22 protein-coding genes and 3 pseudogenes are annotated in these 19,260 nt (G+C 37.4%); 6 read left to right on the top strand and 19 right to left on the bottom strand.

What is annotated here, in order from left to right:
* Positions 1-111: 111 nt before the first annotated feature.
* The 6 genes and pseudogenes from M1D98_RS09215 to M1D98_RS09190 form a co-directional block, all read right to left on the bottom strand.
* Entirely contained in the window at positions 112-474 is a 363-nt protein-coding gene (locus tag M1D98_RS09215; protein ID WP_456280222.1) for a UPF0715 family protein, read from the bottom strand.
* A 97-nt stretch (positions 475-571) separates the two neighbouring features.
* Positions 572-1,507 (bottom strand): bacteriophage abortive infection AbiH family protein, encoded by a 936-nt coding sequence (locus M1D98_RS09210; protein ID WP_456280190.1) that lies wholly within the window; start codon positions 1,505-1,507, stop codon positions 572-574.
* 28 nt (positions 1,508-1,535) lie between these two features.
* The gene (locus tag M1D98_RS09205; RefSeq protein WP_456280189.1) at positions 1,536-2,006 is read right to left on the bottom strand and encodes a hypothetical protein; all 471 of its coding nucleotides are present in this window, start codon (positions 2,004-2,006) and stop codon (positions 1,536-1,538) included.
* Between the two features lie 194 nt (positions 2,007-2,200).
* Positions 2,201-3,528, bottom strand: a protein-coding gene (locus M1D98_RS09200; protein ID WP_456280188.1) for an IS3 family transposase whose coding sequence is annotated in 2 segments (ribosomal slippage) — positions 2,201-3,084 and positions 3,084-3,528 — 1,329 coding nt in all. Because the reading frame shifts where the segments join, the coding sequence is not laid out codon by codon here.
* A gap of 78 nt (positions 3,529-3,606) precedes the next feature.
* The gene (locus M1D98_RS09195) at positions 3,607-4,038 is read right to left on the bottom strand and encodes a hypothetical protein (RefSeq protein WP_456280187.1); all 432 of its coding nucleotides are present in this window, start codon (positions 4,036-4,038) and stop codon (positions 3,607-3,609) included.
* Positions 4,039-4,505: 467 nt separating this feature from the next.
* Positions 4,506-4,755 (bottom strand): annotated as a pseudogene (locus M1D98_RS09190) (hypothetical protein).
* 72 nt (positions 4,756-4,827) lie between these two features.
* Between M1D98_RS09190 and M1D98_RS09185 the strand changes: the two are divergent.
* Complete coding sequence (locus tag M1D98_RS09185; protein ID WP_010328345.1) at positions 4,828-5,061, top strand: hypothetical protein; 234 nt, start codon at positions 4,828-4,830, stop codon at positions 5,059-5,061.
* Here the strand turns inward: M1D98_RS09185 and M1D98_RS09180 are convergent.
* The 3 genes from M1D98_RS09180 to M1D98_RS09170 all read right to left on the bottom strand — a co-directional run bounded on the left by M1D98_RS09180 (position 5,047) and on the right by M1D98_RS09170 (position 6,864).
* The gene (locus M1D98_RS09180) at positions 5,047-5,619 is read right to left on the bottom strand and encodes a hypothetical protein (RefSeq protein ID WP_456280186.1); all 573 of its coding nucleotides are present in this window, start codon (positions 5,617-5,619) and stop codon (positions 5,047-5,049) included. The genes M1D98_RS09185 and M1D98_RS09180 overlap by 15 nt on opposite strands.
* 331 nt (positions 5,620-5,950) lie before the next feature.
* Positions 5,951-6,643: an HNH endonuclease gene (locus M1D98_RS09175; RefSeq protein ID WP_205600451.1), complete on the bottom strand. Its 693-nt coding sequence runs from the start codon at positions 6,641-6,643 to the stop codon at positions 5,951-5,953.
* A 2-nt stretch (positions 6,644-6,645) separates the two neighbouring features.
* A complete protein-coding gene (locus M1D98_RS09170) occupies positions 6,646-6,864 on the bottom strand; it encodes a hypothetical protein (protein ID WP_456280185.1) in 219 nt (72 codons plus the stop codon).
* Positions 6,865-7,014: 150 nt separating this feature from the next.
* Here M1D98_RS09170 and M1D98_RS09165 point away from each other — a divergent pair.
* Positions 7,015-7,826: pseudogene (locus tag M1D98_RS09165) on the top strand (ATP-dependent DNA ligase).
* Positions 7,827-8,182: 356 nt separating this feature from the next.
* Here M1D98_RS09165 and M1D98_RS09160 read toward each other — a convergent pair.
* The 3 genes from M1D98_RS09160 to M1D98_RS09150 are packed head-to-tail and all read right to left on the bottom strand — an operon-like array spanning position 8,183 to position 9,143.
* Positions 8,183-8,572 (bottom strand): Rha family transcriptional regulator, encoded by a 390-nt coding sequence (locus tag M1D98_RS09160; protein ID WP_121642627.1) that lies wholly within the window; start codon positions 8,570-8,572, stop codon positions 8,183-8,185.
* Position 8,573: 1 nt separating this feature from the next.
* On the bottom strand, positions 8,574-8,807 hold the full coding sequence (locus M1D98_RS09155; protein WP_010328569.1) for a Rha family transcriptional regulator: 234 nt from the start codon (positions 8,805-8,807) through the stop codon (positions 8,574-8,576).
* Between the two features lie 45 nt (positions 8,808-8,852).
* On the bottom strand, positions 8,853-9,143 hold the full coding sequence (locus tag M1D98_RS09150; RefSeq protein ID WP_456280184.1) for a hypothetical protein: 291 nt from the start codon (positions 9,141-9,143) through the stop codon (positions 8,853-8,855).
* Positions 9,144-9,452: 309 nt separating this feature from the next.
* Between M1D98_RS09150 and M1D98_RS09145 the strand changes: the two genes are divergently transcribed.
* The 4 genes from M1D98_RS09145 to M1D98_RS09130 all read left to right on the top strand — a co-directional run bounded on the left by M1D98_RS09145 (position 9,453) and on the right by M1D98_RS09130 (position 11,493).
* Complete coding sequence (locus tag M1D98_RS09145) at positions 9,453-10,085, top strand: HNH endonuclease family protein (protein ID WP_010328571.1); 633 nt, start codon at positions 9,453-9,455, stop codon at positions 10,083-10,085.
* Between the two features lie 33 nt (positions 10,086-10,118).
* Positions 10,119-10,361, top strand: coding sequence for a hypothetical protein (locus M1D98_RS09140; RefSeq protein WP_010328572.1), 243 nt, complete (start codon positions 10,119-10,121; stop codon positions 10,359-10,361).
* Between the two features lie 168 nt (positions 10,362-10,529).
* On the top strand, positions 10,530-10,991 hold the full coding sequence (locus M1D98_RS09135; RefSeq protein ID WP_010328573.1) for a response regulator aspartate phosphatase: 462 nt from the start codon (positions 10,530-10,532) through the stop codon (positions 10,989-10,991).
* Positions 10,978-11,493, top strand: a complete 516-nt coding sequence (locus M1D98_RS09130) for a tetratricopeptide repeat protein (protein ID WP_435576659.1) — start codon at positions 10,978-10,980, stop codon at positions 11,491-11,493. Before M1D98_RS09135 ends, M1D98_RS09130 begins: the two co-directional genes overlap by 14 nt.
* Positions 11,494-11,637: 144 nt before the next feature.
* Here M1D98_RS09130 and M1D98_RS09125 read toward each other — a convergent pair.
* From M1D98_RS09125 to spoVK, 7 genes and pseudogenes are all read right to left on the bottom strand, one after another.
* Positions 11,638-12,273: pseudogene (locus tag M1D98_RS09125) on the bottom strand (T7SS effector LXG polymorphic toxin); the annotation flags it as partial.
* An 88-nt stretch (positions 12,274-12,361) separates the two neighbouring features.
* Positions 12,362-13,201, bottom strand: a complete 840-nt coding sequence (locus tag M1D98_RS09120) for an SMI1/KNR4 family protein (protein WP_435576660.1) — start codon at positions 13,199-13,201, stop codon at positions 12,362-12,364.
* Between the two features lie 421 nt (positions 13,202-13,622).
* Entirely contained in the window at positions 13,623-14,957 is a 1,335-nt protein-coding gene (glnA, locus tag M1D98_RS09115; protein ID WP_010328577.1) for a type I glutamate--ammonia ligase, read from the bottom strand.
* A 58-nt stretch (positions 14,958-15,015) separates the two neighbouring features.
* Entirely contained in the window at positions 15,016-15,423 is a 408-nt protein-coding gene (glnR, locus tag M1D98_RS09110) for a transcriptional repressor GlnR (protein WP_003238341.1), read from the bottom strand.
* 109 nt (positions 15,424-15,532) lie between these two features.
* Complete coding sequence (locus tag M1D98_RS09105) at positions 15,533-16,798, bottom strand: methionine gamma-lyase family protein (RefSeq protein ID WP_121642626.1); 1,266 nt, start codon at positions 16,796-16,798, stop codon at positions 15,533-15,535.
* 16 nt (positions 16,799-16,814) lie between these two features.
* The gene (gene hflX, locus M1D98_RS09100; RefSeq protein WP_121642625.1) at positions 16,815-18,077 is read right to left on the bottom strand and encodes a GTPase HflX; all 1,263 of its coding nucleotides are present in this window, start codon (positions 18,075-18,077) and stop codon (positions 16,815-16,817) included.
* A 132-nt stretch (positions 18,078-18,209) separates the two neighbouring features.
* Positions 18,210-19,178 (bottom strand): stage V sporulation protein K, encoded by a 969-nt coding sequence (gene spoVK / locus M1D98_RS09095; protein WP_435576661.1) that lies wholly within the window; start codon positions 19,176-19,178, stop codon positions 18,210-18,212.
* Between the last annotated feature and the right edge of the window lie 82 nt (positions 19,179-19,260).

Here is a 19,260-nt window from a genome sequence, read left to right as displayed (position 1 = left end):
TTTCAAAATAAAGTAAAGCCATTCTGAATTATTCTTCATGAGGTCAAATCCAATTTTTTATATGGCACCGTTATTCCTTAAATGTATCATGAGTTTGTGGATTGTGATAACTTAGATTGCTGTCTTTGCCTTGTTTTGCAGAAAAACTGAGTCCCAGACCCAAAAGATAATAGCAAATGAAATGCTAAACAAGTAAATTTCGTATGATAATAAAATCCCTAAGGTGTTCATTGGATCAGTGATTAAAGCGAAGAATAACCATACTAAGAAGGAAAAGAATAAGTATATGAATAAATATTTCAGGCTAAACCTTTTTGGCTTACGATTTAAAAAATATTGAACAGGTGTTGCAAAGATTAAATAAAAGATATAGAGAATAGCACTTATTAGAATGTATGGATAGTAACCATTATAATCGATGCAAAAAACATAAACAGCAGCAGCAGATAACGCAGACAAGACATGAACAAACATGATCCTTAAAACTTGCATGTTTAATAACCCCTTTCATGATAAAATCTTCTTCAACATTGTTCAGTCACCTCCTTAAAATCACTTTAATATCCATGTTTTATTTAATCTCAGCCTCTACTTGGGATTTTTCTTTTAACCCAAACACACTGAATTGACCTTCGAATTCACACTCTTTAATTTTACGTTTAAATTCTTCCGCTGTTTCTTCATAATTAAAATCATTTAAAAACCATGTAATACTTCTAGTATCCAACCTTTTGCAAATCTCTCTAATGTAAGGAAGGTCTACATCCGAAAAAGAAAACCCAAAAGAATAAATATTCTTTATAGAACGTAAATTATCAAAAAAGTGTTTTGAATTATTTATTATTTCATCCGTGTTCTTTCTTAATAAATCATGTAACTCTGCCAGATCCAATTGTGTGCCAATTGGATAGCTATCAAATTCCCTGCCATTTTCTCCATGCCCAACGATAGTTTTATCACCTTGTGTTCCATGTATATGTTCAACGTTTTCAGCATCATAATATTCTTCAAGCACATATGTATAATTAAAAGTCAAAAACACATCTTTTTCTGAATTTATTAAGTTATAAAATGAAGGAATAAAAGAAATTTCCGATATATCAATAGTGTTAACCCATTCAAAAAACAGTTCTCTAATTTTTTTTATTGCTTTACGAAAATTTGCAGAAACATCTTCATAAATCTGGGCTTGTTTAAAGGCTTCTTCATCAAATATATAAGACATATCGTCAAAATAATTATCGAAGTTTAATCTTCCTAAACTCCTTTCAATATCACACCAGTTTTCTCCATCTTTTTCAGTTTCAGAAATTAACCGCACAAGAAAGGATACTAATTCATCGCTATTAAATACTTCTTCACCATCAGGGAGTATTGAACTATTGATATCAAAAGTCGCTTCCCCAACTGTGTAATTTTCAAGTAAGTAATTATGGAAGTCCGAATACTTTGTAGGTAAACCATGTGCAATGTCAAATCCATTACCTAATATAAATAAGTTACTCATCTTTTCACCTCATTTTTGCAAATCACTTTTAGTATTGGCTATCTATTGGTAAAACATCATCTGTAAGCATTTCTCCATTTATGTTTATTGGAGGAGTCCTAATTTCTAAATAAGATGAAGCAAAATCAATGGAATATTTATTTTGTTTTTCATCTAAACCAGTAATTACTCCATATTCATAGTCATTTGAACCGCACTCAGGAAGTGTATTTATTTCTAAAATGTTTAACATTGCATCTGAGATTTCTTTATATCTCTGAACCTTTGAAAGTTCAGCAAAATCACTATTTAATTTTAAATTAAGATCTACATAGTATGCGTCTTTCTCTGACTCATTCTTTCTTAACTTATAGATAGTTTTAGTAATATACGTATTTAAATCGGTATTATCAAGAACTTTGTCGCCTTCTTTCTTAATTGCCTCTAAGTCCGGTTGTTGAGAAGAACACGCACCTAAAAGAAACGCTAAAATTACTATACTGATACTAATTCGCCCCATACTCTAACTCTTAATTATAAACCTAAAAAACTTTAAATAAAACTGCTGTTTTATTCAAACACCACATAGCTTAAAATCACTGGATGAAGAATGTTTCTGTTGAATACAAGTTCTGAACTACCGGCAGATCTATAGCATAAAAAAAGCGCCCTGACTTAGTGAAGTGACCCCCTAAAGTTAGACACGGGTTTTCATTAGGCAGTTTTTGAGGCATGAGTTCGGTATTGTACCGGACTCATGCCTTTTAGTTTTGCCTTTATTCGTTTTTGATTGTAGTAGTCAATATATCGTTCAAGTTCTTGCTTTAAGTGTTCGATACTTTCAAATTCTTTTAGGTACAGAAATTCAGACTTTAGGATGCCGAAGAAATTCTCGATCACTGCGTTATCGTAACAGTTGCCTTTTCGGGACATGCTTTGTGTAATCCCGCGTTCTTTTAAGGCTTGCCTATAATGCTTCATTTGGTAATGCCAGCCTTGGTCGGAATGCATAATGGGCTTGTCCCCATCTTTCAAATGCTTGAATGCCTGATCAAGCATCACCGAAACAAGAGAATAAACAGGCCTTAAACCAATCGTATAGGTAATGATCTCACCATTAAACAGATCTAATACGGGCGATACGTACAGCTTCTGCCCAAATAATTTGAACTCCGTCATGTCCGTGACCCATTTTTCATTTGGCTTTTGAATGTTAGGCGCCACTTTGCCGATTGTTCCTTTATATGAACGATATTTCTTCTTTCGAATCATACATTTTAGTCCGAGGGCTTTCATGATGCGCTGCACCTTCTTGTGATTGACCTTTCGTCCCCGATTCTTTAGTTCATCACGAATACGGCGGTATCCATACCGGCCTTGATGTTCTTTAAAAATAAGTTGAACCATCTTTTTTATGTCGGCATCTCGATCAGGGCGATCAAAATGCTTTACGCAGTAATAGTAGGTGCTGCGTGGGATACCTGCGAGCCTGAGAAGTGCTTTCACCGGATACTTATGCCTTAAATCATAGACTACTTGCGCTTTGTCTTGTTTGGTGATTGTTCCTTGTTTTGAACTAAGGCATTCAACTTTTTTAAATACTCATTCTCCATACGCAACCGTTCGTTTTCCGCCTGTAATGCTTCTATTGAGCCTATAGCTGGTGCTTGCTTTCCTGTTTTCTTTTTCATGGATGGACGCCCCTTTTTCTTTGTTTTGAGGGCGTCTGCTCCTTGTGTTTGTACTACGTGCTGCCAGTTCCAAAGCGTTGAGTCAGAAGGCAAATTAAATATCGCAGCTGTTTCTAAGATAGACGTCCCATGTTCATTCATATAGTCAAGTACGTCTAGTTTATATTGGACTGGATAATTTGTATATGACTTTAAGAACGCTTTTTCACCGTGATATTGATATTTTCTCACCCAATATTGGAGTACCCTTTTATGCACTCCAATATGATTTGCGATCCCAAGCAAACTCTCGTTGCCGTTTATATAGCGTAAGACCGCGTTGATTTTTTCTTCGTTTTTAAATTTAGCCAAAAGAAAAAGCACCCCAAATTTTAGACTGTGTCTAAAATTTGGGGTGCACTTCATAGAAGCCAGGCGCTTTTTCCTCTTTTAATACGCAGACATAAATGTATACTTGATAGTTTTCTTAGAACCTGTATTAATAAGTTTAAATCTGTAACTAGCTGAGTAACTTTTCGCCGCTTTGGTAAAGTACATGCTTGTTTTTCCTTTTTTCTTTGCATTAAATGTTTTTACATTTTTCCAACCTTTGCTTGCCTTATGTTGCAGAACAGCTTTGATCTTTCCACTACCTGATCCGTTTGCTGTTAAAAAACCAGATACCTTCCCCTTATAATAAGGATGAATAGTTGGAGTATAAGTGTAATTCGTAAAGGAACCTGAGTGATAGTATTCAACAAACATACCACCCGTTTTTTTCCAGTCCTTAGCCTGTGCCTTGTTACTCGCTAGATCAACAGCTGTAAAGCCAGTCAATGCAATAACAAAAGTAGCTAATGTCATAACCAATTTCTTTTTCATTGTGTAATTCCTCCTGTTTTCTTATGGACCATTTTTCATTTCTTTGAATATAATACTTAAGACCGGAAGAATGTGCATCCTTCTAAAATAGTGAATTAACTTTGTTTACGGATAAAAAATGACAATATGATCATTTCTTTAGAACTAAACAAAAAGTAAATAGCAGATATTAATCGATTTTTCATTTAAGATTTAAAGACTATCCTAATAATTAATATCCTCTATTCTCTTTAAAATTGTTGTTTTATTCAGATGCCATAACAAAAAAAGCGTCCTAACTTCTGTTGCCGGTACGCTTTTTTTCTTAATATATGGACATATAACGATATTCCAGAGTTATTTGGATTTACAAACTATATCTTCTGCTGACTCTTTTTTAAAATAAGCTTCTAACTGATTAAGAACTAAGAGTTGAGTGCATTCACAATTTCTCTCCACCACTACATATCCATTGTCTGTAAAGTAAATCAATCAGGTAGCTTCTTCATTTTCATATTGACCTTGGAATAGCCAGTTCCTCTCTATTAAAGAACGGACAATAAACAAATAAGCACCATTGTTATAAAGCTACCAAAAGACGTTCGCATATTGTTCGTTCTTGTCTCTAAGTAGTTCGAAATTAATGAACGGTATGTATAAATCTTTGTCTGATAAATTTAATTTGTTTCTAAAGTATTTAATCGCTTCATCCTGTTCTTTAGAAATAATGTTTGGCATTTTTTCAATCTCCTTTTTGTATAATGTTTTAATACACACTGAATTGGGTAAAAATCTGTAGAGGTGATTTCTTTGAATAATGAACATAAAGTTACTCATTACTCTTCATTTGTTTTTTCAACAATTATGGTTTTGCTGGTTGCTATCTTTCCACAATACACTTCTTGGTTTGTAACACTTTTCTTCCTTGGTTTTGCACTTATCTATACATTCCAAAAACATAAAACAAGCTCTTCAAAAACAATTTCTTATACTTCGTATTTTTTATTCATCGTTTCATTGACTTACACTTTAGTCAATATGTAATATTAATCCTCCCTTTCTGGGAGGATTTTTTTGTTTAAACTTATCAGCAGCTTTTGGGCCACCTCTATCTGTAATGATAAAGCTATCTGAGCTAATTTTTTTCTTGCGATCTTTGTCTTCATAAATTGTAACATTGTGGCGTGTCATTAGTGTCGCCCCGGCCATTTTAAACTCTTTACGATCTTTAAAATAAACAACAGGATATTCACCTAAAATAACCATATTGGCTAAACCCGCTAAGTAAGATGACCATCCCCCTGAAGGAAGATTTAATGCAAATCCTAGTGTCTGAACAACTGCAGCTAAAGAATATTTTTCGAATTTTGTGCTTCCGTACTCGGTTCCAGCTGATTCCCAGTCATCAGCAGTTGGTTTACTGTTTTGACTGTTAAGCACTGAGGCTGTTTTAAGTACATTAACTGGTTGATTAACACTTAATGTAGTTGTTTGGTTTTTTCTGGATTCTTCTTTAGCTTCCGCCCCAGTCGCAAAAGGAGAAAGCAACCCGCCAATGGACAACATTCCAACAATACCAACCTTACAAATCGTAGAGTTCATGGTAATCCTCCTCCAAATGTAAAATTTTGTGTACATTCGGCTATTACCCCATATATATCCATTTAAACTATAAAATAATATTTTTTAACTAATCTGTCATAATTGTTCACTCATATAATCAACCCATTCAATAAAAGCATTAATTATAGGTTGTGTATTGCTGTATCTGCTTTTTATTTCCAGACTCATTCTCATTGTATCAACAGACATTGTATGTGCTTTAACTGCCTATTAACATGCTTATTCAGCAACATAACTAAAAAACAAACATTCCCCTGTCTCGATAAAATATCGTTTTTATTGAATGTTTAATTTTATTTTTACTCCAGTGCTATTTTATAATCTTCATTAAGCCATTTGAGTAGTAATCATATCTTTCTAGTCTATAAAATGACTTGTTTAAATACCAGCTATAAAGTGAATTAGTTCCTTTGCTTGAATTGCATGATTTACAAGCAGGAACATTATTACTTAAATCGTTTGCACTACTAGGGTCAACATGGTCTAGATGGAGTTTTTGATTGTTAACTTTAAAATGATCTATCTCCGATAATCTACAATAGGCACAACTGTAGTAAAAATATGATTTACACCTGTCTCTCTCAACCTCAGAAATTTTGTGTTTTTTCTTTTTCCTTTTTAACTGGTAAAACTTTATTTTTTCTTTATTGAACCTTTGGTATTCTTTTATGGAACCGTTTTGAGTTCTCTTCTTCCAAGCTATATTGTTCCGTTCTCTTCCTTTATCACTCTTAGCATATTTTTCTTTCATGATTCTAGAAGATTCTCGATTATTAATAGCCCATTTATGGGCTTTATTGATAGCGCATGATTTGCAATATGGGTATAATCCATCTACGTTATTACTTTTATTTTTATAGTACATATCTGTTAACTGCCAATCATTGCATATTGAACAAAGCTTGTATTCAACTTCATTGATTGTTTTGTGCGTTTTATTGTATTTGTCCTTTTTCCTTTGAATTGCTCTTCTATCTTTCTCTTCTTGTGTTAACCCGATCACTTTTACACTCCTCTAATTTTATTTTTATCCAACAAATCAATTATGTAAGTCTCGTACATGTCATCCCAATAAGGGTCTGTTCTTGCTATGTATTTCTTTACTCTTCCGTTCTCCTCAATCTTAAAGGTTTGTCCCTTTTGAATATCAGTGAACTTTTTTTTTCTCCAGATTCCTCTGATTAATATTTCAACTTCTTTAACCTCAACTGTTTGCTGCATCACATTCCTCCTTTTTGATTTTCATGTGTCAACACTGTAGATAACTATACTTTTTAGAATGGTAGCAAAATCGAATCCCATTAAGTACCACCGCCATATCGCTTTATATATCACCTTCGCTTAGCTAATATGTTCTAAGTAGGAGGTGATATTTTGTTTGTATCGCCAATGCTATTGCAATCGATAAAGGAACCATTAGATGACGAGAACTATATCACTGAGCTCAAATTTGATGGAATCAGACTCATCCTTTCTAAATTTGATAATCAGATAAAGCTATATACTCGTCACAACAACAAAGTAACAAGCAAGTTTCCAGAACTCTTGGACTTAGATATTCCAGATGGAACCGTACTCGATGGTGAAGTCATTGTAGCTGCCCCAGATGGTGCTCCTAACTTTGAAGCTGTAATGGAACGTTTTATGTCCAAAAAATCAGTCCACAACATCGTTTACTGTGTCTTTGATGTTATCTACAAAGACGGTCAGTCAATTGCAGCTAAGCCGCTCATCGAACGAAAAACAGTTCTGAACTTACTTGAGCTAAATCATCCTAATATCTTTGTAATTGAAGGAATTCAAGGTAACAGCCTCGCTTACTTCAATCTGGCCAAAGAAAAGAATTTAGAGGGAATCGTACTCAAAAAAGCTGACTCCCCTTATGAGATCATAAACGTTCACATAATTGGCTGAAAGTGATCAATTACGATTACACCGAAGTTCTTATTACCGGCTACACCAAAAAGGATATAAAATTCCTTCTATCCTATCCCGATGGAACTGCAGCTGGATTTATGGAATTCATGCCACATGCAGAACGTGGCAAGTTTCATTCTATGAAACAAGTAAAGTCTGAATCTGATGAATATGTATTTATTGAGCCTATTTTATGTAAGGTTAAGCACAGATTTAAGACTAGGCACGGCAAACTTCGCATACCTTCCTTCGAATCCTGGAGAGTATAATTTCTCCGTTACATTAACTCCTTAGCACCAAGTAATTAAAAAGCTAATGAAAATTTAGTACATTGGTCATTTAGTGTTTTCTAACGGAATTATATTCACTTCTCTCTGTACTAGGTGTTTTTGATGGCAACTTGGACATGAAACACTTGTTACAATTGAAGGTGGATAGAAAATCACTTCATTACAGCTTCTGCAAGTAAAACAATCCTTTTTTCTTACCATAACTAGATCACCCACATCCTATAAAATAAATATTTTATGCAGTTTCTTTTTTGAGAGTCACCTTATACTTCACAGCCATATCTTTAACAATCGCTAAGAAAATCTCTGTAAGCTTTGGATCTTCTACTTTTGTTTTAGACGCTCCCTCTTTTTTTCATGTTATTTCTTTTATTATCAAGTCTTCTTTGCAGATTACATTTCCCTCGAGTTTCTAAGGTTTTGTAACTCTCAGACCATACTGCCGAGTGACTTAACCCACTTTCTTTTGCTATTAATCTAATAATTTTGTTGATTTCTTTTCTCCAATTCGACGGATTTAATCCAATCAAATCAAAGATCCTCTTTTGCTCATTTTCAATAACAGTTATTCGTTTTTCTTGTTGTACCATATTATTAACTGTTGCAGCTAAAACCTCTAGCTCTGTTTTTGGCTGCATTAACTCTTTTTCCATTCGATTAAACGCTTTTACATATTGAGGTGAAAAGATAATGCCTTTCTCACCAATCATATTATTGGCAACCATTTCACAGCCCATTTTGTAAGAAGATAATGTTTATAACTCTTTCCTGTTCCTGACTGATATGTACTTTAACGAAATATTCGTCAGCCCCCAAAGTTAGGGTTTGACTCAAAACCGTAACGTATCCTTCAATGTCACGAAGTAAATGATCATGACGCTTACCGATCAACTCCGCCACTTCACGACTATCCACCAAAAATTGTCCATCCTGGTCTGTTACTGTTAAGTTATATTCCAATAAAATTCCTCCATTAATTTATTTTCATTAAAAACTATCGTTTATTTAGACTTCATCAGGTTGTCTAATAGTGTCTAACAATTCTTTCTTCTTGAAATATGTCTTTTCCAAACGATTTACTTCCTTTTGCAATTCAGTAGCAGCATCATACTTAAGGATCCATTCTCCTACTCCACAGATTTCTCTTTGTTCTATCTCAAACGTTTTTATGTGATGGCCTTCAAACCAAATCCATACTCTTGTTCCGTTTCCAAATTCATTATTAAAAGCAGCTACTTTCTCAGTTCCCGCATAAATACGTTTATACTTGCTGTCATCGACTACATAAGTGTTCATTTTACTTTCTCCTTATAGAGTGTATTGAGTGTCTTTAATTGAATCCCAATCAAACGTTTCGAGAATTTTGGACTTATCATCTTACTTGAGATCGCTTTAATCATTGTTTTGGTATCTATTGCAGTAAGTTAGACTATATTTCAATATTTTCTGATTGTTCATCTCTGAACCCCATATCCCTCACTTCAATACATATCTCAATAAAGTTTACCAATTATTTACAAAATATTAACCCAAAAAAATCTATGACTGCAATATCATTGTAAGTAGAACTGATCAACATTTCTATTACGAATAAGGAGGCTTTCTATGTTCAGAAAATCATTATTCTTTATTTTTGCATTGTTAATATCTTTTACTGCATTGCTTTTCGACCTCCAAACAGCATCTGCATTGCCACCAGGTACGCCTTCAAAATTAGAAGCACAATCACAATTAAACTCTTTAACAGTTAAGACCGAAGATCCTATGACTGGCTATTCTCGCGATTTGTTCCCACACTGGAGTAGTCAAGGTAATGGTTGCAATACCCGGCAGCTAGTGCTACAGCGTGACGCTGAATACTACAGCGGGAATTGCCCTGTAACATCCGGTAAATGGTACAGTTACTTCGACGGTGTTACAGTATACTCTCCATCCGAAATTGATATTGATCACATTGTTCCTCTAGCAGAAGCATGGCGTTCAGGAGCTAGAAGTTGGACGACAGAAAAGCGTAAGCAATTCGCTAACGACCTCGATGGTCCTCAACTAATTGCAGTAACTGCTAGTATCAACCGCTCTAAAGGTGACCAAGACCCTTCAACATGGCAACCGCCTCGTGTTGCTGCACGTTGTGGGTACGCTAAGTGGTGGATCAACACTAAGTATCGCTGGGACCTTAGCTTGCAGTCTACTGAGAAATCTTCACTGCAAACCATGCTCAACACTTGCTCATACTAAGTTTAACAGTCATACGCAGAAAGGAGTCAGCTGATGGATAAGAAGTCAACCGTCTTTATTGCAACCCACGGTGTCATGACCAAAGAGGCAGGTGTCATTAGTGGAGAACTCGAACTGATCACTACCTGTGATGACAAAGGAGTTCTCACACTGGCTATTACATATGTAGGAGCCAAGGATTTGTATACTCTTCCAGGTGAAGACTACCGCTTAAATGACCCGTCTGATCACGAAGTCGTCCACCGTATGCTAGCCACTGTGCTTGAGCGTCCTTGACCAAATATCAAGGGCGTTTTTAATGAAACTTATTGCGAATCGGTTGGAGCAATTAATTCCGTCATCCACAGTTGGAGTTAAAATTAATGAGTGGTATAAATACATTCGGATGTTCGCCGTTCCAGATGCTGGATATTAAAAGCAGAGGTTGAAGAAGAAATAAAACATATGAAGGAAGACCAAGACTTATTGCTGTATTATTCTCTCATGTGTTTTCGTCATCAGCTAATGCTCGATTACCTTGAACCTAAGTCCTTGAATAAAGAACGCCCTAAAATTTCAGACTTATTAGAAAAGATTGAAAGCACCCAAACAAAACTTAAAGGTGTTCTTGAATACTACGGGAATTTCTTTAGAGGGATGAATGAATTTGATAAGAAAGAATATATAAAAGCAATAAGGTCTTATAAAATTACTGAGAAAAAGCTCGCTTTAGTAACAGATGAAATTGAACGAGCTGAATTCTATTTCAAAATGGCAGAAGTGTACTATCACATGAAACAAACCCATGTATCAATGCACTATGCTGAAGCAGCCCTTAATATTTATAAAGACCAAAAAACTTATACTGTTCGCCGAATACAATGTGCATTTGTTATAGCAGGTAACTTTGAATTTGGAAAGTCATGAAAAAGCAGTTCCGCATCTTCAAAGAGCCCTAAAAGATTCTAAAGCCATAAACAAGCCCAAACTAATTGGTGCATCACTATACAATTTGGGGAACTGTTATTATAAGATGAAAGAGTATAACAAAGCTTCTGAATATATTGAACAAGCAGTCTCATTGTACGAAAACGATAAAAGTGATCTTCACCCTCATACGTTATTTACACTGACGCAAATTTACTTCAAAATGAAGGATATTGAAAAAGCCCTTATTCTTTATAAAAAAGGAATCGAGAGAGCACAAAGCATTAACGATGCTGTCTTAGTTGCTGAGTTTAATTACTTAAAGGCTTTATATATCGACTCTATAGATAAACGCACAGTTTTTCAAACTTTTTCTGTACTTAAAGATCATGTTATGTATTCAGATTTAGAGGAATTAGCACTCGACACGGCTAATTATTGTAAGGAGATAGGGCAATTTGAAAACTCGGTGGATGCCCGAATCCAAAATCATCTTCATTAAGAATATCATCATAAATACTAGGTATATCATAAGAAAATACGGTTAGCAGATTTATAGATCTCTTCAACTATGTTTGGTCTAAAAGATTGGGAAAAAGCCAATTGAAAGTGAAATTGATCCTTGTCTCTTAAATCTTACTGATCTGTCACTTTCTCTATACGATTTAGCGTTATAGTGATCGGTGTAGCGTTCTTCCCTTTGCCTGTTGATTCCTGCAGCTTTTTAAAATCTTGTTGAATGAATTGTTCGTTAGGCTCAGTCTCTGCATACTCTGTTTTTAAATCCTCATCAAGTTTGTTTAGCTTATCAAGTGTTTTTTGACGTTTGTCGTCTGTGGAAGATAGTTTGTCTTTGAAGTCTTCTGTTGAGAATATTTCAAGGGGAAGAATATCATTGATGTCGTTTAGAATGTCTTTGCTTTCTTTTGTTCAGACATAATGGACTTTGATATTTTATAAGCGTTTGCCAGCTCGTGTTCTAAGAAGGTTTTTTCTATATAAGCATCTGAAAACTTTGCTTCTTCAAGTTTTGAAGAAATGCTGGCTTAAAACAGCAATTTTCATATCAATTAAATCAAGCCATTGACCGGTAACACCGACATGATCATGATATAATGCTTTAATATTGTCAGCACCTTTACTTGAAAAATACGCTGTCGCCCAGATCAGCTACATTTTTAATTGCTTTTCTGAGCTTCACCATTTGTGACCTTAGTTCCTTATACTCTTTGGTTCTTCTATCCGCTTCAGAGAGTAATGAATCAGCCTAAAATACCTTCATTATTCTATGAAAATTTTACCACAGCCATTTAATTCACATAACAGAAAAACCATCCAAACGTTGACTGCCTTAATGCATAGTGCTTCATTTACATGAAGTCTTTAAGTTGATCAAATATAATCTCAGTATCTTCATTTTTGGACACCCCTAACTTCTGAGCAGCTGCTTGAACCACAGTTTTTAAATTATTCGACTTTATTTGGTGTGAGTATGAAGAAACAACTGACATCAACACGTCAGCCAATTCAAAAGCCATGTCACCTTGTGCCTCTATGGAATTATGGTAAATAACATTCAGCAACCACTTCAGGTCTTCAAAACTTTGGATTGGAAAAAGAGAAATCCTATACATCTCCATAGGATTCTTATTAGCAAGAATTTTTTCGACTTCTTCCTTCTGAATAGCATCTGGATCATTTGGATCAATGCTAGGGATATCATCAAAATTTAAATTTTCGTTTTCTTGAATTTTTTCATATTCATGTGTGTATAGCTTTGATAAAAATTCATTAAATGAACCTGCAATCTTAAAGTCATTATTTAATTCTAGGTCAAAGAAATGAACAGGTGGATTTTCATTAGTTAGGCGATAATCTAATGCAACCTCATTGTGTCCATCTCCCTGTATGAACAATAGTTTTTGTGGTAGACCCCACTCTTTTATTAAATAATCACTCTCTAAGATCCCCAAATCTTTTCCTATTCCTCTCATGTGATCAACTTGAATATGGTCGTCTGCCCAAGACGTTATATGCTTTGTTGGGAACGCATTAAAGGTAATCAATCCACCATTTTGTTGAATGATCAATTTTTTATATTCATGGGGCAAAGTTACATTCAACTCTTTTTCAATCTTCCTTACTTCGTCTTCACTGATATCCTTTAACCTGAAAGGATCATATTCAATGTTCAGCCAAATGACTCTCATTTTCTCACCTCCTATGGGTTATCTACTAATTACACCCATATAAATACGCTTCTACACCTGTCATGTTTCATAAATCTTGTTCAATGCGTTTAATCGGGATTTTAAAGCGATCAAACATTAATATCATGCCAATCCATGCATTACACTGTACGCTTGCTGCATTATTTATAGACTCAGGCGCAAAAATATATTCAAGTGCGACTAGGTCATTAACCGCCAATGTGTTAATTCCCGTGTAAGTAAAAACTAACCCAAAACCGAATGAAGGATTACGAGAATTAGTCTCGTCACTTATGGAGTAAATTTATAACTTCAAATATTTTTGGTCATTTATTGGCCAACGACCAGAAATGATTTTCTCCCATTCTATTGACCAAATAAAAAAATCCCCTGACATCAATAGTGCCAAGGGATTGAAAGATTAATACTGAGACATGTACTGTTCGCGCTCCCAAGGGTGAACTTGTGTACGGAACATATCCCATTCGATTTCTTTTGATTCGATGAAGTGTTCGAATAGGTGCTCGCCCAGCGCTTTGACCATGACTTCGTTTGATTTGAATTCTTCTAGCGCTTCCGCAAGTGTTGCTGGAAGGTCAACGATTCCGTTTTCCATGCGCTCTTCTTTGTTCATCACGTAGATGTTGCGGTCGATTGGAGCTGGCGCTTCCAGTTTGTTTTTGATTCCGTCTAAGCCTGCAGCAAGCAATACGCTGAGTGCAAGGTACGGGTTAGCAGCTGGGTCTACGCTGCGTACTTCAACACGTGTGCTGATGCCGCGGGAAGCCGGGATACGGATAAGCGGGCTTCTGTTTTGCGCGCTCCATGCTACGTAGCAAGGTGCTTCATAGCCAGGAACAAGACGTTTGTAAGAGTTTACTGTCGGGTTTGTTACTGCTGTAAAGCTTGTTGCGTGCTTCACGATACCTGCAATGAAGTGTTTCGCTGTTTCACTTAACTGAAGATCAGCGTTTTCGTCATAGAATGAGTTAACGCCATCTTTGAAGAGTGATAGGTTGCAGTGCATACCGGAACCGTTCACACCGAACAACGGTTTTGGCATAAATGTCGCATGCAGGCCGTGTTTGCGGGCAATTGTTTTAACAACTAGCTTAAATGTTTGGATATCATCACATGAACGGACTGCACCAGCATATTTAAAATCGATTTCGTGCTGGCCAGGCGCTACTTCGTGGTGAGACGCTTCGATTTCAAAGCCCATCTCTTCAAGCTCAAGAACGATATCGCGGCGGCAGTTTTCTCCCAAGTCTGTTGGAGCCAAGTCGAAATATCCGCCTTTGTCGTTTAATTCAAGCGTCGGTTCGCCTTTTTCATCTAATTTAAATAAGAAAAATTCTGGCTCAGGCCCGAGGTTAAAATCACTGAAGCCAAGGTCTTCCATTTCTTTCAAAATCCGTTTTAAGTTGTTTCGCGGGTCACCTTCGAAAGGTGTGCCATCTGGATTGTAGATATCACAGATGAAACGTGCTACTTTACCTTTTTCAGCCGTCCATGGGAAGATAACAAATGTATTCAGATCTGGATACAGGTACATGTCTGACTCTTCGATGCGAACGAATCCTTCAATAGAAGAACCGTCAAACATGACTTTATTATCAAGCGCTTTTTCAAGCTGGCTTACAGGAATCTCAACGTTCTTGATTGTTCCAAGAATGTCAGTAAACTGAAGACGGATATACTTCACGTTTTCATCTTTTACTAATTTTACGATATCTTCTCTAGTGTACTTTGCCATTTCGTAAAACTCCTCCTCTTAAAAGGTAAATGTATATAGCAAAACAGTTGCTAACGGATTAATGAAAGAAGCGGGACATGTCGCCTTGGCGGAATGTGTTCCCTCTTTGAAAACGGCCGGCTTGCATGAGCTCGTTTTTCAGGAGCTGTCTTAGTTCGTCATCGGACAGATCATGTTTCATTGGTTTTTTCGTCTTTTCGTTTTGTTTTTGCTCCGGCTCGGCTTCTGCCTTTGCCAGAATTTGTTTAATCCCTGCCATGTTTACACCTTGTTCTATCAGGTGCTTGATTTCTAACAGTTTATCTACATCATGGAACGAAAATAATCGTCTATTCCCTTCGCTTCTCGCTGGGAATATCAGTCCATTTTCCTCATAATATCGAATTTGTCTTGCTGATAACTCCGTTAACTGCATGACAATTCCTATTGGAAATAAAGGCATTGAGCGGCGAATATTATCACTCATCTCAATTTCCTCCTTTTCTTAACTTAGTTTCATTATAGGTGATGTTATATTTTGTGTCAATACGATGTAAGAAATCTTAACATCAAATTCAGTGAAATTTTTAAAAAATTTAAATTAATTGCTTTTCCATGAGTGAATCCACTGCACTGCAGATGGCATTTTTCACATGCGAATAGGTTAATCCTCCCTGAACATACGCTACATACGGCGGGCGGATAGGGCCATCTGCTGATAATTCGATGCTTGCTCCTTGAATAAATGTGCCTGCTGCCATAATGACATCATCTTCGTATCCCGGCATGTAGGCCGGATAAGGTGTCACGTGTGCATTGATCGGTGATGCATATTGAATCGCCTGGCAAAAGGCAATCATTTTTTCTCTATCAGAAAACTCAACTGATTGAATCAAATCCGTTCTTTTCGCATCCCATTTCGGGTTTGAAGTAAAGCCCAGCTTTTCAAGGAATCTCGCTGTAAACACAGCTCCCTTTAAGCTTTGCGACACAACGTGAGGGGCCAAAAAGAAGCCTTGATACATTTCTTGGAGCGAATAAAGAGATGCCCCTGCTTCCCTGCCGATGCCCGGTGATGTCATACGGTACGAGCAGGCTTCAACCCATTTCGCTTTTCCGACGAGATAGCCTCCTGTTTTCGCAAGCCCGCCGCCGGGATTTTTAATGAGAGATCCCGCCATCAGATCGGCTCCTACATGGCAAGGTTCCAGTTCCTCCACAAATTCTCCGTAACAGTTGTCGACAAATACGATTAGGTTTTCATTGATTTCTTTTACAAAACGGATCATTTCTTCTATTTCGCTGATTAAGAAAGAAGGGCGATTTGCATATCCTTTTGAGCGCTGTATGCCAATTACTTTTGTCTTCGGATTGATCGCAGCGGCGACCTCATCATAGTCTATTTTTCCATCTTCCGTCAGATTAACCGCGTTGTAGCCGATGTGAAAATCCTTTAACGATCCAGCGTTTTCTTCTCCTCTGACGCCCACAATTTCTTCTAGCGTATCATAGGGCTTGCCTGTGATATAAAGAAGCTCGTCCCCCGGTCTGAGAACACCGAACAAAGCAATCGAGATGGCATGTGTGCCTGAGATAATTTGCGGCCTTACAAGACCCGCTTCTCCGCCAAACACATCCGCATAAATGCTTTCAAGCGTGTCCCTCCCGATATCATCATAGCCGTATCCTGTAGACGGCGTAAAATGAGTGTCGCTTACTTTGTGTTTTCTATAGCTTTCAAGCACTCTCCACTCATTACGTTCACTGATTTCTTCTATTTGTTTATGAACACCGGAAATGTCCGCTTCCACTTCCATTGCCGTTTTTTTCAATAATTCTCCGTGTGTTAATGTGTCAAACATGTTTTGTATGTCCTTCCTACATATACTTCTTTAATTCACCGATGATGCTTTGCTCCTCTTGTACATAGCCTGATATGTCGTATCGTTCATTTTCTTCATCAAAGTAGAAGCGATCAACCATCGTTTCCGATTTGATTCTAGAAAGAAGCTTACCTTCACTTGCCGGCACATGCGCTTCAAAAGACGTTAACAGCTCTTGGCGCAAATAGCGCTGAATCGCTTCTTTAAATGTATCAGCGTCTTCCCCACGCTTCGCACTGACCATAATGTGATCCCTTCCAGCGGACGGTATAAAATCAGGCAGTTTTTGATCACATTTATTGTAGGCTGTCAGCATCGGAATATCATCGGCTTCAAGCTCCTCAAGCAACCGAAGCACCGTTTTTTCGTGTCCTGTGTAATCCTCATTTGAAGAATCAATTAAATGCAGGATCAAATCCGCTTCCTTGACTTCCTCAAGCGTTGACCGAAATGCAGCAATCAGTGTCGTCGGAAGATCCTGAATAAACCCTACTGTATCTGACAGAAGCACGCTGTAACCGCTTGGCAGGACCATTTTTCTGGTCATCGGATCCAATGTGGCAAACAGGAGGTCTTCTTCATAGCTGTCCGCACTTGTCAGCCGGTTGAACCATGTAGATTTCCCCGCGTTTGTATAACCGACAAGCGCGATTTGAAGCACGCCATTTTTCTTTCTTCTCTCACGGTACCGGCTTCTATGGCGAATGACAGTCGAGAGCTGTGTGTTGATTTCATGAATGCGATTTCTGATATGGCGGCGGTCGGTTTCCAGTTTTGTTTCACCGGGACCTCTCGCCCCAATTCCACCGCCTTGCCGGGAGAGATTGATCCCTTGCCCCGTCAGACGCGGCAGTGCATATTGCAGCTGGGCCAGCTCAATCTGGAGTTTGCCTTCTCTCGTTCTCGCCCGTTTTGCGAAAATATCTAAAATCAATTGCGTGCGGTCAATCATCTTCACTTCAATCGCGGTTGCCAATGACTTTAATTGGCTTGGCGACAGCTCATCATTAAAAATAAGGAGATCAGCTTCAAGCTCTTCCACCAATGCCTTCAGCTCTTCTACCTTCCCTTTTCCTATATATGTAGCGGCGTCAGCCCTGTTCCGTTTTTGTGTGACGCTGGTTAATACGGTTCCGTCTGCTGTTTTTGTCAAAGATGCAAGCTCTTCCATAGAATTTTCAAAATGCTCATCCGTGATATGCGGCAGCTGACATCCGACTAAAATGGCTTTTTCCTGTCTTGTTTCCTGTTCGTTCAAATGGATGTTCCTTTCTTTTGCATATTGGGCAGTAGTATTATCATACCAAACCCTGCATGTGTATACCACAAATCGATTGCTTTGAAAAGTTAGAAATACAACAAAAAACAGACCTCTCGAAAGCTGAGAGGCCTATACAGAGCCAGATGCTTCTTCTTGAATGGAAAGATCTTGGCTTTTAATGGTCATCAAGTCGCTTTTTAAGTATTGATCGCCCATTAAAAGCCTCATGGCTTGCGCTCTGATCGATTTTTCGATCACATTTCTGACAAAACGGCCATTGCTGAATTTAATGGGACTTGTCGCGCTTTTGACTGTCATTAAGTAATCTTTCAATTTCCATTCCGCTTCTTGACTCAGCTGGTATTCTCTTTCAGCGATCATTCGTTTCGCAATCTCCATGAGCTGGGTGACAGAATAATCCGGAAAGTCAATGGAGATGGGAAATCTTGATTGGAGACCGGGATTTAATGAAAGAAAATGATCCATTTCCCGAGAATATCCGGCAAGGATCAAAATAAATTCATGCTGTTTATCTTCCATATGCTTGACGAGCGTGTCGATCGCTTCTTTCCCAAAGTCCTTTTCTCCGCCTCTCGCCAGCGAGTAGGCTTCGTCTATAAACAAAATGCCGCCTAATGACTTTTTGATTAAATCTCTCGTTTTTTGGGCGGTGTGCCCGATATATTCCCCTACCAGATCAGCCCGCTCCGCTTCTATCAGATGGCCTTTTGACAGGACATTCATTTCAAAGAACAGCCTGCCGATCAGCCGCGCAACCGTTGTTTTTCCTGTTCCCGGATTTCCTTTAAACATCATGTGCAGCGCTTGCTTCCCCACCTTCAAGCCTTGCTCTGCGCGTTTTTGGTTCACAAAAATCCAGGCGTATATTTCCTTGATGTTGCGTTTCATTTCCTCCATCCCAACTAGTGCGCTCATCTCTTTTTCAATTTCCTTTAAAATGCCGTGCTTCGCTTCGTTTTTTTGCAATGCAGCTTGATATTCCGCCTCTGCCTCAGCATTCGTCAGCACCTGCTTTTGTCCGTTAAGAATAATGTTGATCTGTCCGTTGTTTTTATATGTCACAGCGCGCTCCAACATTTTCACCTCTCTATTCTCTCTATATGATATTCAAGCGGATGCCCTTTGTGACAAACGCCTATCATGTGTCGAAACAATTGCT

It is taken from the genome of Bacillus sp. K7 (assembly GCF_053903245.1).
This window is presented reverse-complemented; position numbering and strand designations above follow the sequence as displayed.